Genomic DNA, 18,119 nt, shown 5'->3' with positions numbered 1-18,119 from the left:
TGATGATGATGACGACATAATTGAAACTAAAGATATCGTTCAGTTTTTTCTCCTTCAATTTTTGCTCATCAAAATGAAACAAGCAAGAACGATGCTTGCTTGTTTCAAGGATGTCCGAGTTTCTCTAAAACACCGGATTATTCAAGCCTGAAACGCTTGATATGGCTTGAGAGCTTTTCTTGTTTTAAAATCATGATCTGCTTCTCTCCCAATAAATCAAAGTGGGGAAATTTGCTTCTTTTATCGATCCACTCTTTTTTCAGTCCGTACTGTTTACCCCACTCTGCAAGCTTATCAATGTTCGCGCACCCCGCTTTTGTCACCGTTTTGACATCCGGATACCTGTCATCGAGCCAGTAATGCGTAAGAAACGCAACTTCGTCGTTTAAAACGGCGCGCTTCCATTCGTTCAGCTCGTTTCTTTTAATACCGAACGCCATTACTTTTTGGCCTCTTCATAAGCTTCATGCCACTTTGGATAAAGCTTACGGAACTGAACCGGTTTGAAGCTGTCCCCGTCAACGCAAATATGGGACGATGTGCCCTTCACAGCGGTTTCACCAGCGGAATTAAAGATTTCATACCCATATACCGTTTTAAAGCCGTTGTAATCTTCAATCCACGTATGTACTGTCGCTGTGTCACCGTAGCGAAGAGGTTTGACATAGCGGACATTGATATCCACGACAGGCGACAGGATGCCGTCTTTCTCCATTTCGGCGTAAGAGAAGCCGAGTTCTTTAATTAAAGCCGTCCGTCCTACCTCCATCCAAATCAAATAATTGGCGTGATAGACGATACCCATTTGGTCTGTTTCGGCATAGCGGACTTCTATTTCTTTTTTTGAGACGTACAAATTCCCTCTACTCCCTTTTCACAATGTATATAATCCAATTCTAGCATATACAATGGGCAAAAACACGACGGACGGCTTCATGCAAAAAAACCAGGTCGCCCTGGTTTATTGATGATATCTGTTTTTGCGGGCTTCCGCCTCGTCATGGATTTCATTGCGCATCGCCTCAACGCTTTCATTTCGGCGTTCATTTTTTTCGCGGATCTGCTCCTGTTCCGCCTCGCCGGCAAAAGACAGCTGCTCTTCAGACTCCTCGATGTTTTCGATTGTGTTCTGCACCATGTCTTGAAGCTTCTCCACGTTGTCTGATCTGTCATCCGGATGATGTTTTTGTTGTGTCATTCGGGTCTCTGCCTCCTTTTGATCTTTACTCGCCTTTTGTCTGCATAATAATCGGCGTTTCCCCTGATTTATCATGCATCTTTTTTCCTTTGTTGCGCTTATATTCTACCGGTTTTGTCCCAAGGTGGCTCGGGGCAAATTTAGACTGTTTGTCATGTTCTCTCGGCATGTCTATCCCTCCTTTTCAGCATTAGGATTCTCAAAAAGGAGCGTAAACATGAATCGATTTTTAAAAAGTCACTTCAGCTTAAATTTCTCTTCAAGCTTATCTTCCAGCCGATCAAGAAACTCCTGGTTGGTCATGAGCTCTTTTTTGTTTTCCGAGACAAGTTCTTCAAATGTTCGCCTTTTCGCTTTTTTCATGTTGAATCACCTCCAGCTTGTTTTCATTTTCACCATTTTTTGGGCAATATAAGCAAAAAAGCCGGGATTTTTTATAATCCCAGCTTTTCTTCCATATTCTTTTTCGACATCGTCCCAAGGACGATATCTTTAATGACTCCGTTTTCATCAATGATAAATGTCGTCGGATATGAAAAAATCTCGTATTTCGCATTGATGCCCGTTCGGTCTAAGACGATGGGGAAATGTAAGCCGTGCCTTTCGGCAAACGTTTTGACCGACTTTTCATTTTTCTCGGAAGATGTAAAGTTGACGGCCAAAACGGCAATGTCCTGATTTTCGTTTTGGAGTTCTTCCATTGCAGGCATTTCTGTTTCACACGGTTTACACCAGGTGGCCCAAAAATTTAACAGCACTTTTTTTCCTTTAAAGTCTGATAAAGATACATCGTTTCCATCTATTAATGACGGAAGCGTAAAATCAGGCGCCTTGTCTCCTTTCGCAATGCCGATTTCGGCTTCTTTTTGCCCTGTAAAGTTCCAAACCGCAAGACCGGCCAAAACGAAAAGAAACGCGGCAGCCAGCAATTTTTTCATCATCGGCATCCTCCACATTCAGGATCACGCTGAAAAAAGAAGAGAAAGCTAAAGGCTCTCTCTTCCTCATTCAATTACTGCTTCATTTTATTGCGGAGCACCATTTGCAGGATTCCGCCATGACGGTAATAATCGATTTCCACTTCACTGTCAAAGCGGACAACAGCTTCAAACGACTTGACTGTGCCGTCTTCGGCAATCGCTTTGACTTGAACGAGATCGCGCGGACGCACCGTCTCACTCACGTCAACTTCAATCGTTTCTTTTCCGGTCAAACCGAGCGTTTCAGCGTTTTCTCCCTCTTTAAATTGCAGCGGAAGAACGCCCATCAGCACAAGGTTGCTTCTGTGAATTCTTTCAAAGCTTTCTGCAATGACGGTTTTGATGCCGAGCAGATTTGTTCCTTTTGCCGCCCAGTCGCGGGAAGAACCCATTCCGTAGTCTTTTCCGGCAATGACGATCAAACCTGTGCCATCTGCTTTATACTTCATGCAGGCATCATAAATGGACATCACTTCTCCGGTCGGCCAATACGTTGTATAACCGCCTTCTGTACCAGGAGCGATTTGGTTTTTAATTCTGATGTTGGCGAATGTTCCCCTCATCATGACTTCATGGTTTCCGCGTCTTGAACCATATGAGTTGAAGTCTCTAGGAGAAACGCCTTTTTCCTGCAGATATTTTCCGGCCGGCGTGTCTTTGCCGATCGCTCCCGCCGGAGAAATATGGTCTGTCGTGACAGAATCTCCGAATTTACCGACAACGCGCAAGCCTTTAAGCGGTTCAACCGTACCAGGCTCAACTGACATGTTTTCGAAGAACGGTGGGTTTTGAATGTAAGTGGACTCTTCATCCCATTTATACAGGGCTTCATCCGTTGTTTCAATCGCATTCCAGCGTTCATTGTCATCAAACACGCGCTCGTATTCTTTTCTGAACAGCTCAGGAGTAACGGTTTGCTTCACGACGGAATTGATTTCGTCCATCGTCGGCCAAATATCGTTGAAGTACACGTTTTGACCGTCTTTGTCGACGCCGATCGGTTCGTTTTTCAAGTCAATATCTACTGTACCTGCCAATGCATAAGCGACGACAAGCGGCGGAGACGCCAGGTAGTTTCCTTTGACAAGCGGATGAATCCGGCCTTCAAAGTTACGGTTTCCGGAAAGAACAGACGTAATCAGCAGGTCGTTTTCGGCAACCGCTTTTTCGATCTCAGGCGCAAGCGGTCCGGAGTTCCCGATACATGTCGTACAGCCGTAGCCGACGATGTTAAATCCAAGCTCGCGCATGTATGGAAGCAGGCCTGAATTGACCAAGTAACCTGTTACGACTTTTGAACCCGGAGCCAGGGATGTTTTCACATAGTTCGGTACTTTCAATCCCAGTTCAACCGCTTTTTTGGCGACAAGGCCTGCACCGATTAAGACATAAGGGTTTGATGTATTTGTACAGCTGGTAATCGCCGCAATTGCGATCGCACCCGTTTTCATGACGGCTTCTTCGCCGTTTTCAAGCTTGAATTTGATTTCTTTGTCAGCCTCACTTGCGTTTAAACCGAATCCCTGGTTGCCCGCAGGGCTTGCCAAATGCTTGTGGAACGTCTCTTTCATGTCAGTCAGCGGAATGAGATCCTGAGGACGCTTCGGACCTGAAAGGTTCGCTTCAACTTTTGACAAGTCAATTTCAACGACATCGGTAAATGCAGGATCTTCCTGATCAGGCGTGTAGAACAGTCCGTTTTGACGGCAATATTCTTTCACAACAGCGATATGTTCTTCATCGCGGCCTGTTAAACGCATGTATGCCAGCGCTTCCTCATCAACAGGGAAGAAACCGCAAGTCGCGCCGTATTCAGGAGCCATATTTGCGATTGTCGCACGGTCTGCAAGCGGAAGTTCTGCAACACCCGGTCCGAAGAATTCGACGAACTTTCCGACAACGCCTTTTTCACGCAGCACCTGTGTCACTTTAAGCGCCAGGTCCGTCGCCGTCGTGCCGTTCGGCAGCTTTCCGACAAGCTTCGCTCCGATTACTTCAGGTACAGGGAAATATGAAGGCTGGCCAAGCATGCCTGCTTCAGCTTCAATTCCGCCGACGCCCCAGCCGAGAACGCCGATTCCATTGATCATCGTTGTATGGGAGTCAGTACCGACAAGCGTGTCAGGATAAGCGACAATCTCGCCGTCTTCTTCAACAGCATGGACAACGTTTGCCAAATACTCAAGGTTCACCTGGTGAACAATACCTGTAGCAGGGGGAACAGCTTGATAGTTATTAAACGCTTTCTTAGCCCAGCTTAAAAATTTGTAACGCTCTGCATTTCGTTGGAATTCAAGGTCCATATTAATTGTCAATGCATCTTCCGTACCCGCTTTGTCAACTTGTACGGAGTGGTCGATGACAAGGTCTACCGGTATTTCAGGATTGATTTTATCCGGATCTCCGCCGACTGAAGCCATCGCTTTTCTTAATGAAGCAAGGTCTACAACGGCTGGAACGCCGGTAAAGTCCTGCAAAATAACGCGTGATGGTTTGAAAGGAACGTCAATATCTTTTAATTCGGCAGTGCCCCATTTTGCCAAGTTTTCAACGTGTTCCTCTGTAATGACTCTCCCGTCTACTTGACGAAGAACGGATTCGAGCAAAACTTTAATGGAATAAGGCAGTTTTGATACGTTTCCGATTCCTTGATCCTCTAATGCTTTTAAAGAATAATAGCTGTACGTTTTGCCTTGTACTGTAAACGTTTTTCTTGATTGAAAAGCGTCTTTTTTTGCGACTTGTTGCTGATTCGCCATTTCTCCAAAATCCCCCTTTAAAGATCAAGATCATACGCCAGAAAAATCGGCATATTTCACCACAATTTTCTCACAATTTAATCTTAAAACAATTTTAAACATAAGTAAATATCAATGTTTTTATTAAATTCAATAAGAATGCCTTATATACGGAAAAAAGTTTATTTTACTGGAAATACATTTTTTTATACAATACACCCGCTAAGGCTATACTACAGTCTGAGGTGATCGAAATTGTCCAAACGAAAAGCAAATCATGTAATCAATGGCATGAACAATGCTAAACGCCAAGGAAACGGCGCGGGATATATTGAAGATGATCAGCACATTCTCACTGAGGCGGAACGCCAAAACAATAAAAAACGGAAAACCAATCAATAAATACGAAAGATCCTTCATGAATGCCTTAGGAGGTTAAGACATTGACAAATAAAAACGACGGCAAAGACATGCGCAAAAACGCACCGAAAGGAGCTCAGCCGGGGCAGCCAGAGCCCTTGAGCGGAAGCAAAAAAGTTAAAAACCGGAACCATACGAGACAAAAACACAATTCCAGTCACGATATGTAACATGTTCCGCGTCTTTCACGGCGCGGATTTTTGCTTTACCGCGCGTCATCCTCAGGCGTTGCCCCCCTTCGAATCACCTCCTTCACATGAATTCACAGCTGCGCATAATCTAATGGTAAGGCTAGCTATGGAGGAATGCTCCAATGACAAATACAAAACGTTTCGATTCCGCAGATTTTGATAAAGAATGGATGAAACAGTTTGTTGACGACCCTTTTCTCCTCTATGATGAAACTTTACCGATTGACCTTTATGAAACGAGCACTGAATATATAATTGAAGCAGATTTAAGCCGCTTGAATGTCCGGCAACTTGACTTGACGTTTTCAGGCTACGATTTTAAGCTTGCCGTTAAAACCGATGAACAGCTTTACGAAAAATCGCTGATGCTTCCTTTCTTTTTGAATGACAAACAGATCGAAGCGGAATGCGAAAACAACATTCTTGCAGTTAAAATCAATAAGGAAGCAAGCAAAGATGACGTTTCGTTTTCAATCAATATTCCTTTTATATCATACCTGCACAACAAGCAGAACCCGGACAGCGCGTAAAACACTTTGCCATCCGGGTTTTTCCGTTCGTTCGTCAAATATCCTCTAGCAATTCTCTATGGCCGATTAGGGAATTGCCATACAATAGATTATGTTCTAGCATCTCTTTTGACCAGGCTGTTGTCCCATTTTATATTATTTTTTCTATGTTCTTCTAAAACGCCTTCATGTAAAATAGGTTATAGACAAAGGAGTGATGAGAGATGCTGGAAGGATGGTTTTTATGGCTGATGCTCGCTTGGATCGTCATCATGATCGTCCTCTTGTCAATCGGCGGTTTTTTCATGTTTCGCAAATTTTTAAAAAGGCTGCCTAAAGAAGATGGGAAATCTGAGCTGGACTGGCAGGATTATTATATTGAACAGACAAGGCATTTGTGGAACGACGAAGAAAAAGAGCTGCTTGAAGAATTGGTTTCACCCGTCCCCGAGCTGTTTCGCGATGTAGCAAAAGCGAAAATCGCCGGAAAGATCGGAGAGCTTGCATTGACAGAAAAAGCGGGTACAATCGACCGGGATTTAATCGTGAGAGGCTATATTATGGCCACACCGAAAAGAGACCATAAGTTCCTCGTGAAGCGTTTAAAAGAAAAAAATATTGATCACTCTTCATATCAAGAGCTTTTTAAATAAACAAAACCTTTCCTTCTTTCAGGAAAGGTTTTGTTTTAATTGACCTGTATGTGATTTGACGCTTCAATCTGGCTTGAAAGCTTTCTGAACGATAAATACATGGCAATTCGCCAAGGAACGATCATCCCGAAAGCCAGAATCCAAAACATTCCGCTCAGTGCGCCGTAATCGATCGTTGTGCTTAATATGCTCTTCATCACGATCCGGATGACGAGCAGCGCAATTAAAATAAACACAAACGATTTGGAGCGTTTAATATAGATTTTATCATCGCGGATTTCAAATTTTGAGGTTTTAATTAAGAAAATAGAAAAGATCATGCCCACGGTGAGAGCTTCCAAAAATTCAGCACCGGTTACGTGGAACATCGGAAATAAAAACATGAGAGCACCGGTGCTCATAAAAATCGGAGGCAGTATAATTTTTTTGGCCGTAGCCGGTTTTTCAGATGACTTGATTCGGACAGCCATGACAATGACGGCCATCACGACGGCAAGTATAGATGAAACGACGATCATCATACATATCATCCCTTTTTCTAAAGCTAATTTCTCTACTTGTTACTATACTCTAAAACGAAGAAAAATACCATGTTCAGGTTTATCAGCTGCAAGAATTTCCGAGCACGTGCCGAATCGCTTCGACGACTTTCGTTTCCTCGAAAGGCTTGACGATAAAGTCCTTGGCTCCGGCCTCGATCGCTTCAACGACGATTCGCTTTTGCCGCATGGCCGTACACATGATCACTTTCACTTTCGGGTTCAGCTGGATCATGTCCTTTAAAGCTTCAATCCCGTTTTTCACAGGCATCGTAATATCCATGATAACCAAGTCAGGCTGAAGCTTTTGATAAAGCAAAACAGCTTCCTCCCCATTCTCGGCTTCACCCGCGACTTGCAAGTCTTCTGTTTCAAGTATTTCTCTAATTTTATCTCTCATAAATTTTGCATCATCAACAATTAAAACCCTTGTCATACTCCCCTCCAACATCATTATTCAATTTTGCTGTGAATAAGTCCTATTGTAACAAAAAACTAGGCGGTTCTGAGCCAAGTTTCTAAAAGCCTCTGAAATCGCCGAACAGGCCTGACAATACGATAATGATTTTCGTCATCCAGTCAAAGAACAGCAGGATTCCGACTACAATCATCGCAACTCCGCCGATCTTCATGATGATGAGCTGATGCTTCTGAAGCCATTTCATCTTTGTAATGAAAAAAGACAGGAGCAGAAACGGCAGGCTGAATCCAAGCGCATAAAGCACCATATACGGCACAGCCGACATCGGGTTCGTTCCGGCGAGTGTGATGACCGCTGCAAGAATCGGACCGGTACACGGCGTCCAACCGGCGGCAAATGCCATTCCGATTCCGACAGAACCGAGCAGACCGCCGGGCCTGTTTTTAAAATGGAGGCGCCTTTCTTTCATTAAAAATTCGGGCTTAAAAACCCCCAGTGTGACAAATCCGAAAAAGATGATAAAAACCGCGCCAAGCTGCCTGATGAGCTGATGATAATCCTTAAAAAAGGACCCGACAAGCGATGTGCTATAGCCGAGAGCCACAAAGATCATCGAAAAGCCGATCAGGAAAAAGATGGTATGTATCAGGCTCCTTTTTTGAAACATAAGTTTGTCAGAATGGATTTCACTCATACTGACACCGGTAATATATGATAAAAAAGCGGGATAAAGCGGCAGGCAGCATGGCGAAATAAACGATAGAAACCCTGCACCGAAAGCGAGAATATAATTGATATCAGCCATCTCATTCTCCCTTCTATTTTTTGGAATACCATGAAAGAAAATCATTTGATATGACAATTACATTTCAATTTCCTAACATATCACAAAAAAGGATGTTGATTTCACGAATTTCTTTATATAATCAATTTTGACAATTTACCCTTATCACCTTCAGAATTGAAAAGAAACCTATATATGGATATAATAGCATTTAGTAGGCAACAAAAAGATGATTTTTACAGAAGAAAGGATAAATTCCTGTGATGAAAGAAAATCTGCTTCATGAAATTGAGGAAAAAAGAAAAGAGCTGCTAAAAATCGTCATGACAAACGGCATGACTTCACATATCACCATTCAGCACAGCCAGCAGCTGGATATCCTTCTCTTGGAATACCAAAAACGATCTCTCGGAAATACACAATAATCATAGATCAAAATAAAAAACCCGGAAGCGGGTTTTTTATTTTATAACCATGTTCCTTCTATGTCATAATCGCATTCGTATTATTTCGTTTGATTTTCCATGGCTTTCATCATTTGATTAATTTTCTTCTGGGATGGTTTCATACCCATCTGCATCATCATCATGCGCAGCATTTGTTCATTAATTGGCGGATTTTTTTTCAAATAGTTCATCATATATTTACGAGCAATAAAAAATCCGAGTGCAACACCTGCGAGCAATGCTAAAACGCCCACTAGGATGACAACCCATAAATCCATTTAATTTCCTCCTTCATGTTGTCTCGTATAAAGTGTACTAAACCAAACGCTATTATACAACATTTACAGTCCAAATTCTTTTTTTTATACAAAATTTCTTTCTTTCACAGGGTTCAGCCAGCCGTAACGTTTCATATTAAAATCCATCGCAAGAAAACATGGACTGACTTTTCGCAATACCTCAAAGAAAACCGTTTCGGCATCGAATGGACCCTTCGCCAAAATCTCAATATGACAGTCTTTGATAATAAAAGAAGCGCTTCCTTTTGGAACAATCAATCTGTATACATAGTCAACCTGTGTATAGTCTTCCCGGCAGAGGTTCATTTTCATTCTTTTGTGTATATGGGCAGCGGGAATCGGTTTTGTAATAAACTCGATCTGTTTCGCGGCTAATTGAGACTTTTGATCGGGGCTCGTCCAATGATAATCGTAAAACAGCTTGAACATGACAGACTCTCTTCCAAAATAATGGCCGGCAAATTCCTCTTCTATCAAATACGTATAATAATGGCGTTCCATCACTGTCTCATCCCCCTGTATCGAAGAATATATGCTTTCTATTATACAAAAGGGGGTTAGAAATAATTGTCTGATGATGATAAAAGAAGCGACTAATTTTGTCGAAACGAAAAAAAGAGAATGATCCGCAGATCATTCTCTTTCATATGCCCGATTAGCGATTTAACAGTTTTTTCACCCGGTCAACTACATTCGCAGGCGTAAAACCGTATTCTTTCATGATCGTTTCGCCAGGAGCTGATGCACCGAACTGGTCGATTCCGAGAATGTCCCCGTCAGTGCCGGTATATCTCTCCCATCCGAACGGCGATCCCATTTCAATTGCGAGACGCTTTGTCACATCGGTTGGAAGAACAGCGTTTTTATATTCAGCTGGCTGCTTGTCAAAACGATCCCAAGACGGAACGCTGACAACGGATACGTCAATGCCTTCTTTTTGCAGCTCGCTTTGTGCATCAAGCGCAAGGCCGACTTCAGATCCGCTTGCAAGCAAGATCGCTTCCGGTTTTTCGTTTTGGCTTTTCGAAACGACATATGCACCCTTTTTAACGCCTTCATAAGCTGTTTCAGCAGACTGATCGATTGTCGGCAAGTTTTGGCGTGTCAACACAAGCGCAGTCGGCTGATCTTTTGATTGAAGCGCCAGCTTCCAGGCTGCTGCTGTTTCATTTCCGTCGGCAGGTCTGATGACGGACAAGTTCGGCAGCGCACGAAGTGATGCCAACTGTTCAATCGGCTCATGAGTCGGTCCGTCTTCTCCGACGGCAATGCTGTCATGTGTAAACACATATGTGACAGGAAGCCCCATTAATGCAGCAAGACGGATCGCAGGTCTCAGGTAATCGGAGAAAACAAAGAACGTTCCGCCGAATACGCGGAGGCCTCCATGGAGAGCCATTCCGTTCAAAGCTGCCCCCATCGCAAATTCCCGTACACCGAACCAGATATTTCTGCCGGCGTAATCCTTCGCTGAAACATCTCCGCCGTTTTTGATTGTCGTTTTGTTGGAGCCGGCCAAGTCCGCGGATCCGCCAAAGAAAAACGGCACTTGTTGAGCGATTCCGTTCAACACTTCACCTGAGGATGCACGTGAAGCAAGGCTGCTTCCTTTCTCATATGCAGGTACTTTCTGATCCCATCCTTCAGGAAGCTCGCCTTTCATCGCCAGTTCGAGCTCTTCGGCAAGTTCCGGATGGGCTTTCTTGTATGCGGCGAACATTTCGTTCCATTCCGCCTCTTTTTTCTTGCCCGCTTCCTTCACTGTTTCGTTAAAGTGTTCGTACACTTCGGAAGGAACATAAAAATCTTCTTCGTATGTCCACTCATACGCGTCCTTCGTTAATTTCGCCTCTTCTGAGCCGAGCGGAGCGCCGTGAACGCCGGATGTTCCCGCACGGTTTGGAGAACCGAAACCGATCGTTGTTTTCACTTCAATTAATGTCGGCTGCTTTTCATTTTGTTTCGCTTTCTCGACGGCCGCCGTAATTTCGGCAATGTTGTTGCCGTCTTCAACATAAAGCACTTCCCAATTCATCGCTTCAAAGCGCTGCTTCACATTTTCAGAGAATGAGCGGTTTAATTCACCATCAAGCGAAATGTCATTTGAATCATAAAGCACGATGAGACGACCGAGGTTCAAATGTCCCGCAAGCGAAGCCGCTTCCGATGAAATTCCCTCCATCAAGTCTCCGTCACCGCAAATGCTGTATGTATAATGATCAACGACGCGATAGTCGTCACGGTTGTAAGTTTCCGCAAGGTGACGTTCAGCAAGCGCCATTCCGACAGCCATTCCGATTCCTTGGCCAAGCGGACCTGTAGTCGCATCTACACCCGGAGTATGTCCGAATTCCGGATGCCCGGGAGTTTTGCTTCCCCATTGGCGGAAATTCTTGAGGTCTTCAATTGAAACGTCATATCCGCTTAAGTGAAGCATGCTGTACAGAAGCATTGATCCGTGACCGGCAGACAGCACAAAGCGGTCCCTGTTAAACCAATTCGGATTTTCAGGGCTGACATTCATCATTTTTGTCCAAAGCGCATAAGCCATCGGAGCAGTCCCCATCGGCATGCCGGGGTGACCGGATTTAGCTTTTTCAATCGCGTCTATGGAGAGTGTTCGTATTGTTGCGACAGATTTTAATTCAATCGTTTTCATTATGATCCCCTTCCTGTATGGACTCTACTTTCTTATCATAAATCTACCCATCGGTTTTCACAACCATTTCAGCTCAAAAGCTGAGTGAAAAATGACGAATCTTTGCCTTCATTTTAAATTGTAGTATATACAAAAAGGGAATACGATATCGGCGTATTCCCTAAAATTAATGCAATCGGCGGTTTCTTTTTTCCTGTTTAAGCTTTTCAGGAGTCACATCATTACCTTCAGGGTCAACAATCGTCACAGTTTTCAACGTGTTTTTCATAGACGCGCGGACGCCTTGAAGGTATTCCTGGCGAAGCTTCTGCTGTTCAGCTTTTTCTTCGTCTGTTAAAGATCCGCTCTTTGCTTTTTTGGCAAGCTCGTTAATTCTGGCTATTTTTTCTTTAGAAATCATAAGATACTCCTTTGATTCGGTATATATCCATCATACTACTAAATCCGCTTTCGTTTGACAACAGATTAGTCTGCAAGGCCGTCCTTATACTCCTGGTAGCGGCGGTGAACGGTTGCTTTTGAAATGCTGTATCCGAATCCTCTCAACACGGCTGCAATCTCCGCAAACGTCAACTTGTTCTCCCTGAGCCTGACGATTTCCGAAAGAGGCGCTTCGATTCGCTCTCTCCCGCCGCCTTCATTGCGGTGTTTCAGGTTCCTTTCCGGGCGGTAGCCGTTTTCGACCGCCTTCTTCATTCCCCGCTTAATCTTCAGGTTATGTATTTTCCGCTGGTATTCCTCAACAATGCCGACAATCTCCAACACCATCGAGTCCGCTTCGGAAAGCTCAAGCTTTCCGCGGTGAGCCAGCGTGTAGATTTGAACGCCTTCTTTATATAAACAGTGAAGAAGGGCAATTTTGGCATTCCCTCTTCCAAGCCGCGTATCATCCTGTATTAAAACCGCGTCAATGTCTGATGTTTTGATTTCCTCGAGCAGATCGAAGACGCCGTCGCGGTCCATTTCATATCCGCTCGCCTGCTCGGAAATGACGTTCACGACGTTCATCCCGTGTTCGGCGGCAAGCGACTGAAGCTCTTCTTCCTGCCGCTTTAATGAGGTTTCCTGCTGCTCCTTCGCAGTGCTGACCCTGGTGTAAATAATCGCATTCATGGAAATCCCCTCAATCTTTTATTCTACAACTGCAAGCTGATATTGATCGGAGTGCTGTTTGGCTACCGGCAGAATCAAGACATCGCCTGGTTGAATGACAGAGGTCGGCAGATTGTTTTTATCGGCGACCCATTCAATGAATTTTTGTTTGTCAGCGGGTTTTCCGCCTTTGATCCGGTCGGCCAGCTCCCACAATGTATCGCCTTCTTGCACTTCTATTTTAACATATTGCTTTCTTTCTTCGATCTTACCGGCAAAAGACACAAACAGAATACAGCAGCTGATCACAGCAGTAAACAGACTGACAAAAATCAATGATTCTCTTTTCATATCCATCACCCCAGAATGTTTGTTCGGTTTTCGTAATTTCAGTATACATACGAACAAATGTTTCTGTCAATCGTTTTTTTCGAACCTATGTTTGTACTCAAAGGAAAAACATGCTATAATCTAGCTAAAATCGACGTTTTGAGGTGCAAAAAATGACGAAGCTATCAAAAAGACAACTTGATATTTTGCGTTTCATTAAAGAAGAAGTGAAGCGCAAAGGCTATCCGCCTTCCGTCAGGGAGATCGGAGAAGCGGTCGGCCTGGCGTCAAGTTCGACGGTACACGGCCACTTGGCAAGGCTTGAAACGAAAGGATTGATCAGAAGGGATCCGACGAAGCCGAGAGCGATCGAAATTCTCGATACAGAGGAAGAAATTCACATTCCGAAAAACCAGGTTGTCAATGTTCCGGTCATCGGAAAGGTAACGGCCGGTACACCGATTACCGCAGTCGAAAACATCGAGGAATACTTTCCGCTTCCCGACCGCCTGGCACCGCCGGATGAGCACGTCTTCATGCTGGAGATCATGGGAGAAAGCATGATCGATGCCGGAATTCTTGATCAAGATTATGTGATCGTTAAGCAGCAGAACACCGCAAACAACGGAGATATCGTCGTTGCGATGACGGAAGACGACGAAGCGACTGTTAAGCGGTTTTTCAAGGAAGAAACCCATATCCGCCTTCAGCCGGAAAACCCGACGATGGAGCCGATCATCCTTCAGAATGTGACGATTCTCGGAAAAGTCATCGGCGTTTTCCGCACCGTTCATTAAAAATCGGACTCATCAGCAAAACCGCCGACCGGCGGTTTTTTTCACAAAAAAACAGGCTCACATCCATTCGGCAAGGATGCGAACCTGAAACAGAGGGATTGATAATATGCTTACATTACCATTATCCCCCAAAAAGGTTTTTGCGTCAACAAAAATGTTTCCCTAAGGAAAGATTTTTTGGTGTTCGCCGGTTATTGAACGATAAACAAAATTCTCTTCCCGTCGGCGTAGCCGCTCAGCCTGTTCCCGACCCAGGAGCCGGCTCCGCGGTTATCCGATGAGCTGACATATCTGACCGAAGCTCCTTTGCCCCCTTCTTCACACATGGCCATCGGCCATTCATCACGGTCAAAGCCCGGCTTAGTCGGAATCCCCTTCAATGATTCCTGGCGGCGTTTATCTGCTCCCGATCTTTCAATTGTGCAGACATCTGAATGACCCGCTTTGATTGCGTCGCTTATATGAGCGCCGGTTTCAGGATAGCGCGATGCCGGAAAATACAATACGTCATCATACCTTGCAGCACCTTCGGCATGCTGAGGAGAATATGAGGCGCCTCCCGAAAGCCCAAGCAGTACCAATGCGGAAAACAGCAGATGAACCGCCCATTTTTTGATCATGACAAAAACAACCTCCTCTAGTATATGCTGGTTTCATTAACAGATTAAGAGAGAATTGTTTTTGCTTTTCGGGCTCTTTGTGAAAAAGACGTTTAGATTGTGTAAATGAATGTTTATTCTTCTATGATGACGAAAATCTCTCCGGTCTTTACATTTCTCAAGATAAATCCTCCGTCGTGAAAGAATTCCTCGATAGCGAGCTTTTTTAGACTGCACGTACTTTTGCGTCGCTCTACACGTAAACACGGCTGCCGTCAGTCAACATGCGGCAGCCAGATACGCAAATTTTTTCATCAACGTATGTTCAGAAAATGATTCATTCCCCCAATAAAAAAACAGGCGGCAAATCCGCCTGTTCATACGGCAACTTCAAATGTCAGCTTGTCGCCGTGCTTATAGTCAATTAATTTAAAATCATCGATTGTAAAGTCATAAAAGTTTTTGATGTCCGGGTTGATCCACAGCTTCGGCGCTTCATACTGCTCGCGTTTCATCTGAATGTTTAAATTGTCGATGTGACGGGTATAGATGTGGCAGTCACCGATATTGAAGATGTATTCGCCCAGCTCATAACCGAGGACCTGAGCGATCATGCGCTGCAAGACATTATATTGGAAGACATTGAACGGGTTGCCAAGTGCCATGTCATTGCTTCTCGCTCTTACTTCCAAAGAGAGCTTTCCTTCTTTCACATACCATTGCGTCTCATAGACGCAGGGCGTCAAGGCCATGCCGTCCAAGTCATCGGGATTCCACAGCATGGTCAAATGCCTGCGTGAAGACGGGTTATGCTTTAACTGATGGAGCAAATAATCCACTTGATCGACTTTTTGACCGTTAACCGTTCTGTTTTTCTTCCCTAATTGATAGCCGTACGCTGCTCCGATTGTGCCGTCTTCAAGCCGCCATTGATCCCAAATATGAACCCCCATATCGTTCAGAACTTGAACATCATTGGATTTCAGCTGCCAAATCCAAAGCAGCTCTTTAATGGCCGTTTTCCACGCCACCTTCTTCGTCGTCAAAATCGGCACTTCTGAATTGTCAAACCGCATTTTTTCACTCATGATGCTCAGCGTATGAGCCGGCGTTGCGTCTGAATCCCACTTCGTCCGAACCTGATATTCTTCATCGGAGATCCCTGATTCAATAATTTTTTCAATGATTGCATTGTATTGCTGGTCATAATGGCTCATCTTATCCTCTCCTCTTTCCACATGATATGTATAAAATGAGTTTTTTTCAAGGTTTAAGATCATGTGCGGGTTTGATAAATCTCCAATGCTTTCTTGAGAACATGTTTATCGTATCCTGAGACATTATGGATTTTCTCAGTCCAGCCTTCGATTGTGTCCGGCTTCGCTTCTCTGTATAATCCTTTGCTCGTGCTAAGATATATGTCCCAGCCGCTGAATTCCCAATGCGCGATTTCATGTTGAAACTGTATTCTGCATTCCAGTAAAGGCGCAGGTTTCAATTCCGCTTGCGAGTATTCAGCCGCCTCCAAAAAAACGGACATGTCAACAGGGTCTGCAGAGTAGGCTTGAGTTGACACCTTTCCGTTCGGCCGATGGTAAAGGACCTCAACTCCGCCGGCTGTCGGCATAACTTGAACTTGTGCAGCCGGGAAAAAATCGCCCAGCTTTTCATTGGTATAATCTTCACTTTCGCAGTCGATCAGAATCGGCTGCAGCCATTGGTCTCCCAGGTCACACAAAAAGCGCCGCCCTCTTTCATCAAGAGCGATGACTGCGGCATGCGCGCGTTCTGTTTTGAACGAACAGCCGATCGGAAAAGCTTCCACTCCGTCTTTTGTAAACTCATCCAGCAGCCAAATCGAAAGGTCAAAACAATTGCCGGAAATGCCGTATTGTTGATAGTGTTCCTTCATCATCGATACATTCCGCTGTTTCTTATCCCCGGCCTGATGATAAAACCATGCCTTTGTCAGCGTTTCCATCGGAAAAGCATCGAATTTTCTCCACGTACGGAGAATGGCGTCCGGAGCAAACATCATCTTCCCCCCTGTTCAGAAGTGATTGTCAACACCATTATATACGGGCGCCCGAGATGAAAAAAATCCCTTGGCAAGGGATTTTTTCGTTTTATTTTCCTTTTTCATCGGTCGGAATCTGGATCAGGGAATTGGATCCGGTCGCTTTAGGCATTTTTCCGTCCCATTTTTGGATCCATTGATACTTGATCATTTCATCTGACATCGACTTTTTAATAATTTCGTTGTACTCGGCAATACCTTGGGCTTCGATCTTTTTCTTTTTCGCTTCTGCTTCGGCGATCTTCAGCTCTGTCTGCGTTCTTTCCAGTTCCTGCGACGACTTCACGCGCGCGTCAATCGCTTCCTGGGTCGCTTTATCAGGCTTTGGCACACCGAGTGTTAAATCGTCAATGACGAAGCCGAGTCCCTTCATATCATCTGCAAATGTTTTTTGGATTTCTGCAGCGGCATCTGATGATTTTTGTCCGTATGTATCAATGACGGAGTATTTGGAAATCGACTTTCTTGCAGCGTCCCACAGCCTTGTTTTCAAGTAGCTGTTTTCGATTGATTCAATATCGACCGCTCCGAATTTATTAAACAATTCTACGACTTTATCAGGCTGAACGACATAGTTGTAGGCGATGTCCATTGAGATGTTTTTGCCGTCAGAAGTAGCCACTTGAATATCCTGATTGTTTACAGTCTGCATCCGCACCGGATATCTTGTGACTTTGTCAAACAGCCCGACTAAATGCCAGCCTTGATCCAGCGTTTCCGATTTCACCCCGCCATTCGGGGAATAAACGACGCCGACATATCCGTTCGGAATTTTCTCGATGAACAGGGAAGCCGTGAATCCTCCAATAATTAAAGCGGCAGCGACAATGATTCCGCCGAGCAGCGTTTTGCTTTTATTTTTCTTTGGTTGTTTTTCATTCATCTTTGTCATCCTCCAGCGTTTTCTTTATTTTGCTCGCCCCGCTTCCGACTTTTTTAAAAAGCGGGCTTAACATAAGCCATACGCCAAACCCTATAATGGATAGCAATATGATCGAACCAATCATGACTTTCACTTTTGTTTCACCCCTTTTGCATTTGTTGATTGATCGTATGACTAAAATAAAATCATTTCACTTATGTTTACGTTCATATGAACTTAAAGTTTCATTTTTTTAAAATTTAATAGAAAAAAATTGATCAGTGCGAAATCAGCAGTTATTCCTCCTATATGGCATCGTTATAGGATATGTCGGATATGTTACTCTTTATGCCGCGTATATCATGGCGTGTTCGCACAAACTAAGAGAAGCGGCATGCTGCCTTTATTCAGCGGAAGCAACTATAAGCCTGAGCACATACTAAAAAAAGAGCCAAATGATTGGCTCTTTTCAGACCGTTGACAAAATAGGTCGGATTTTTATAATCCGACCTATTTTTGTCCAAT

27 protein-coding genes are annotated in these 18,119 nt (G+C 44.2%); 6 read left to right on the top strand and 21 right to left on the bottom strand.

The annotated features are described in order from the left end of the window. Positions 1-137 precede the first annotated feature (137 nt). The 7 genes from BTA31_RS17460 to acnA all read right to left on the bottom strand — a co-directional run bounded on the left by BTA31_RS17460 (position 138) and on the right by acnA (position 4,937). Positions 138-440: a hypothetical protein gene (locus tag BTA31_RS17460; RefSeq protein WP_043926457.1), complete on the bottom strand. Its 303-nt coding sequence runs from the start codon at positions 438-440 to the stop codon at positions 138-140. Beyond that, complete coding sequence (locus BTA31_RS17455; protein WP_076793316.1) at positions 440-856, bottom strand: YbgC/FadM family acyl-CoA thioesterase; 417 nt, start codon at positions 854-856, stop codon at positions 440-442. The genes BTA31_RS17460 and BTA31_RS17455 overlap by 1 nt, the downstream gene beginning before the upstream one ends. Positions 857-961: 105 nt before the next feature. Next, positions 962-1,198, bottom strand: a complete 237-nt coding sequence (gene tlp, locus BTA31_RS17450; protein WP_076793315.1) for a small acid-soluble spore protein Tlp — start codon at positions 1,196-1,198, stop codon at positions 962-964. 25 nt (positions 1,199-1,223) lie between these two features. Beyond that, complete coding sequence (locus BTA31_RS17445) at positions 1,224-1,367, bottom strand: acid-soluble spore protein N (protein WP_003182261.1); 144 nt, start codon at positions 1,365-1,367, stop codon at positions 1,224-1,226. A gap of 68 nt (positions 1,368-1,435) precedes the next feature. Then, on the bottom strand, positions 1,436-1,561 hold the full coding sequence (locus BTA31_RS17440; protein ID WP_003182259.1) for an FbpB family small basic protein: 126 nt from the start codon (positions 1,559-1,561) through the stop codon (positions 1,436-1,438). 71 nt (positions 1,562-1,632) lie between these two features. Next, entirely contained in the window at positions 1,633-2,139 is a 507-nt protein-coding gene (locus BTA31_RS17435; RefSeq protein ID WP_076793314.1) for a redoxin domain-containing protein, read from the bottom strand. A gap of 71 nt (positions 2,140-2,210) precedes the next feature. Beyond that, positions 2,211-4,937 carry an aconitate hydratase AcnA gene (gene acnA / locus BTA31_RS17430; RefSeq protein ID WP_076793313.1) on the bottom strand — a complete coding sequence of 909 codons (2,727 nt, stop codon included), beginning with the start codon at positions 4,935-4,937 and terminating at the stop codon, positions 2,211-2,213. A gap of 234 nt (positions 4,938-5,171) precedes the next feature. Here acnA and sspO point away from each other — a divergent pair, with 234 nt between their 5' ends. The 4 genes from sspO (at position 5,172) to BTA31_RS17410 (ending at position 6,689) form a co-directional block, all read left to right on the top strand. Beyond that, positions 5,172-5,318, top strand: a complete 147-nt coding sequence (sspO, locus tag BTA31_RS17425) for a small acid-soluble spore protein O (protein ID WP_043926452.1) — start codon at positions 5,172-5,174, stop codon at positions 5,316-5,318. Between the two features lie 41 nt (positions 5,319-5,359). Then, positions 5,360-5,506 carry a small acid-soluble spore protein P gene (locus BTA31_RS17420; protein WP_003182250.1) on the top strand — a complete coding sequence of 49 codons (147 nt, stop codon included), beginning with the start codon at positions 5,360-5,362 and terminating at the stop codon, positions 5,504-5,506. Between the two features lie 143 nt (positions 5,507-5,649). After that, a complete protein-coding gene (locus BTA31_RS17415; protein ID WP_076793312.1) occupies positions 5,650-6,057 on the top strand; it encodes an Hsp20/alpha crystallin family protein in 408 nt (135 codons plus the stop codon). A 203-nt stretch (positions 6,058-6,260) separates the two neighbouring features. Further along, positions 6,261-6,689, top strand: a complete 429-nt coding sequence (locus tag BTA31_RS17410) for a DUF2621 family protein (RefSeq protein ID WP_076793311.1) — start codon at positions 6,261-6,263, stop codon at positions 6,687-6,689. A 35-nt stretch (positions 6,690-6,724) separates the two neighbouring features. On the opposite strand, the gene BTA31_RS17405 is transcribed toward BTA31_RS17410, so the two are convergent. From BTA31_RS17405 to BTA31_RS17395, 3 genes are all read right to left on the bottom strand, one after another. Next, the gene (locus tag BTA31_RS17405) at positions 6,725-7,219 is read right to left on the bottom strand and encodes a CcdC family protein (RefSeq protein WP_094777448.1); all 495 of its coding nucleotides are present in this window, start codon (positions 7,217-7,219) and stop codon (positions 6,725-6,727) included. 73 nt (positions 7,220-7,292) lie between these two features. Continuing rightward, a complete protein-coding gene (locus BTA31_RS17400) occupies positions 7,293-7,664 on the bottom strand; it encodes a response regulator (RefSeq protein ID WP_043926448.1) in 372 nt (123 codons plus the stop codon). An 82-nt stretch (positions 7,665-7,746) separates the two neighbouring features. Continuing rightward, a complete protein-coding gene (locus tag BTA31_RS17395) occupies positions 7,747-8,454 on the bottom strand; it encodes a cytochrome c biogenesis protein CcdA (RefSeq protein ID WP_043926447.1) in 708 nt (235 codons plus the stop codon). A 242-nt stretch (positions 8,455-8,696) separates the two neighbouring features. On the opposite strand from BTA31_RS17395, the gene BTA31_RS17390 reads away from it, so the two are divergent. Further along, complete coding sequence (locus tag BTA31_RS17390; RefSeq protein WP_154495889.1) at positions 8,697-8,858, top strand: aspartyl-phosphate phosphatase Spo0E family protein; 162 nt, start codon at positions 8,697-8,699, stop codon at positions 8,856-8,858. 80 nt (positions 8,859-8,938) lie between these two features. Here the strand turns inward: BTA31_RS17390 and BTA31_RS17385 are convergent, their stop codons facing one another. From BTA31_RS17385 to yneA, 6 genes are all read right to left on the bottom strand, one after another. Continuing rightward, positions 8,939-9,157, bottom strand: coding sequence for a YneF family protein (locus tag BTA31_RS17385; RefSeq protein WP_003182236.1), 219 nt, complete (start codon positions 9,155-9,157; stop codon positions 8,939-8,941). Between the two features lie 84 nt (positions 9,158-9,241). After that, positions 9,242-9,679: a sporulation inhibitor of replication protein SirA gene (gene sirA, locus BTA31_RS17380; protein ID WP_076793310.1), complete on the bottom strand. Its 438-nt coding sequence runs from the start codon at positions 9,677-9,679 to the stop codon at positions 9,242-9,244. A gap of 154 nt (positions 9,680-9,833) precedes the next feature. After that, positions 9,834-11,837 (bottom strand): transketolase, encoded by a 2,004-nt coding sequence (tkt, locus tag BTA31_RS17375; RefSeq protein ID WP_076793309.1) that lies wholly within the window; start codon positions 11,835-11,837, stop codon positions 9,834-9,836. 166 nt (positions 11,838-12,003) lie between these two features. Continuing rightward, complete coding sequence (locus tag BTA31_RS17370) at positions 12,004-12,237, bottom strand: DUF896 domain-containing protein (protein ID WP_003182231.1); 234 nt, start codon at positions 12,235-12,237, stop codon at positions 12,004-12,006. Between the two features lie 65 nt (positions 12,238-12,302). Then, complete coding sequence (locus tag BTA31_RS17365) at positions 12,303-12,950, bottom strand: YneB family resolvase-like protein (RefSeq protein ID WP_043926443.1); 648 nt, start codon at positions 12,948-12,950, stop codon at positions 12,303-12,305. A gap of 18 nt (positions 12,951-12,968) precedes the next feature. Beyond that, complete coding sequence (gene yneA, locus BTA31_RS17360; protein WP_076793308.1) at positions 12,969-13,280, bottom strand: cell division suppressor protein YneA; 312 nt, start codon at positions 13,278-13,280, stop codon at positions 12,969-12,971. A 152-nt stretch (positions 13,281-13,432) separates the two neighbouring features. On the opposite strand from yneA, the gene lexA reads away from it, so the two are divergent. Continuing rightward, positions 13,433-14,056 (top strand): transcriptional repressor LexA, encoded by a 624-nt coding sequence (gene lexA, locus BTA31_RS17355; protein WP_020451591.1) that lies wholly within the window; start codon positions 13,433-13,435, stop codon positions 14,054-14,056. A gap of 191 nt (positions 14,057-14,247) precedes the next feature. Here the strand turns inward: lexA and BTA31_RS17350 are convergent, their stop codons facing one another. The 5 genes from BTA31_RS17350 to BTA31_RS23095 form a co-directional block, all read right to left on the bottom strand. Next, the gene (locus BTA31_RS17350) at positions 14,248-14,676 is read right to left on the bottom strand and encodes a NucA/NucB deoxyribonuclease domain-containing protein (protein WP_043926440.1); all 429 of its coding nucleotides are present in this window, start codon (positions 14,674-14,676) and stop codon (positions 14,248-14,250) included. Between the two features lie 356 nt (positions 14,677-15,032). Next, positions 15,033-15,872, bottom strand: coding sequence for a thymidylate synthase (locus BTA31_RS17345; RefSeq protein ID WP_076793389.1), 840 nt, complete (start codon positions 15,870-15,872; stop codon positions 15,033-15,035). Between the two features lie 59 nt (positions 15,873-15,931). After that, on the bottom strand, positions 15,932-16,693 hold the full coding sequence (locus BTA31_RS17340; protein WP_076793307.1) for a hypothetical protein: 762 nt from the start codon (positions 16,691-16,693) through the stop codon (positions 15,932-15,934). Between the two features lie 88 nt (positions 16,694-16,781). After that, positions 16,782-17,615, bottom strand: coding sequence for a prohibitin family protein (locus BTA31_RS17335; RefSeq protein WP_043926438.1), 834 nt, complete (start codon positions 17,613-17,615; stop codon positions 16,782-16,784). Further along, entirely contained in the window at positions 17,608-17,748 is a 141-nt protein-coding gene (locus BTA31_RS23095; RefSeq protein WP_023857597.1) for a hypothetical protein, read from the bottom strand. The genes BTA31_RS17335 and BTA31_RS23095 overlap by 8 nt, the downstream gene beginning before the upstream one ends. Positions 17,749-18,119: the final 371 nt, after the last annotated feature.

The sequence above is a fragment of the Bacillus haynesii genome, from assembly GCF_001969855.1.
Classification (GTDB): Bacteria; Bacillota; Bacilli; order Bacillales; family Bacillaceae; genus Bacillus; species Bacillus haynesii.
Note: the sequence above shows the minus strand (reverse complement) of the source record. Positions and strands in the feature narration are given on the sequence as shown.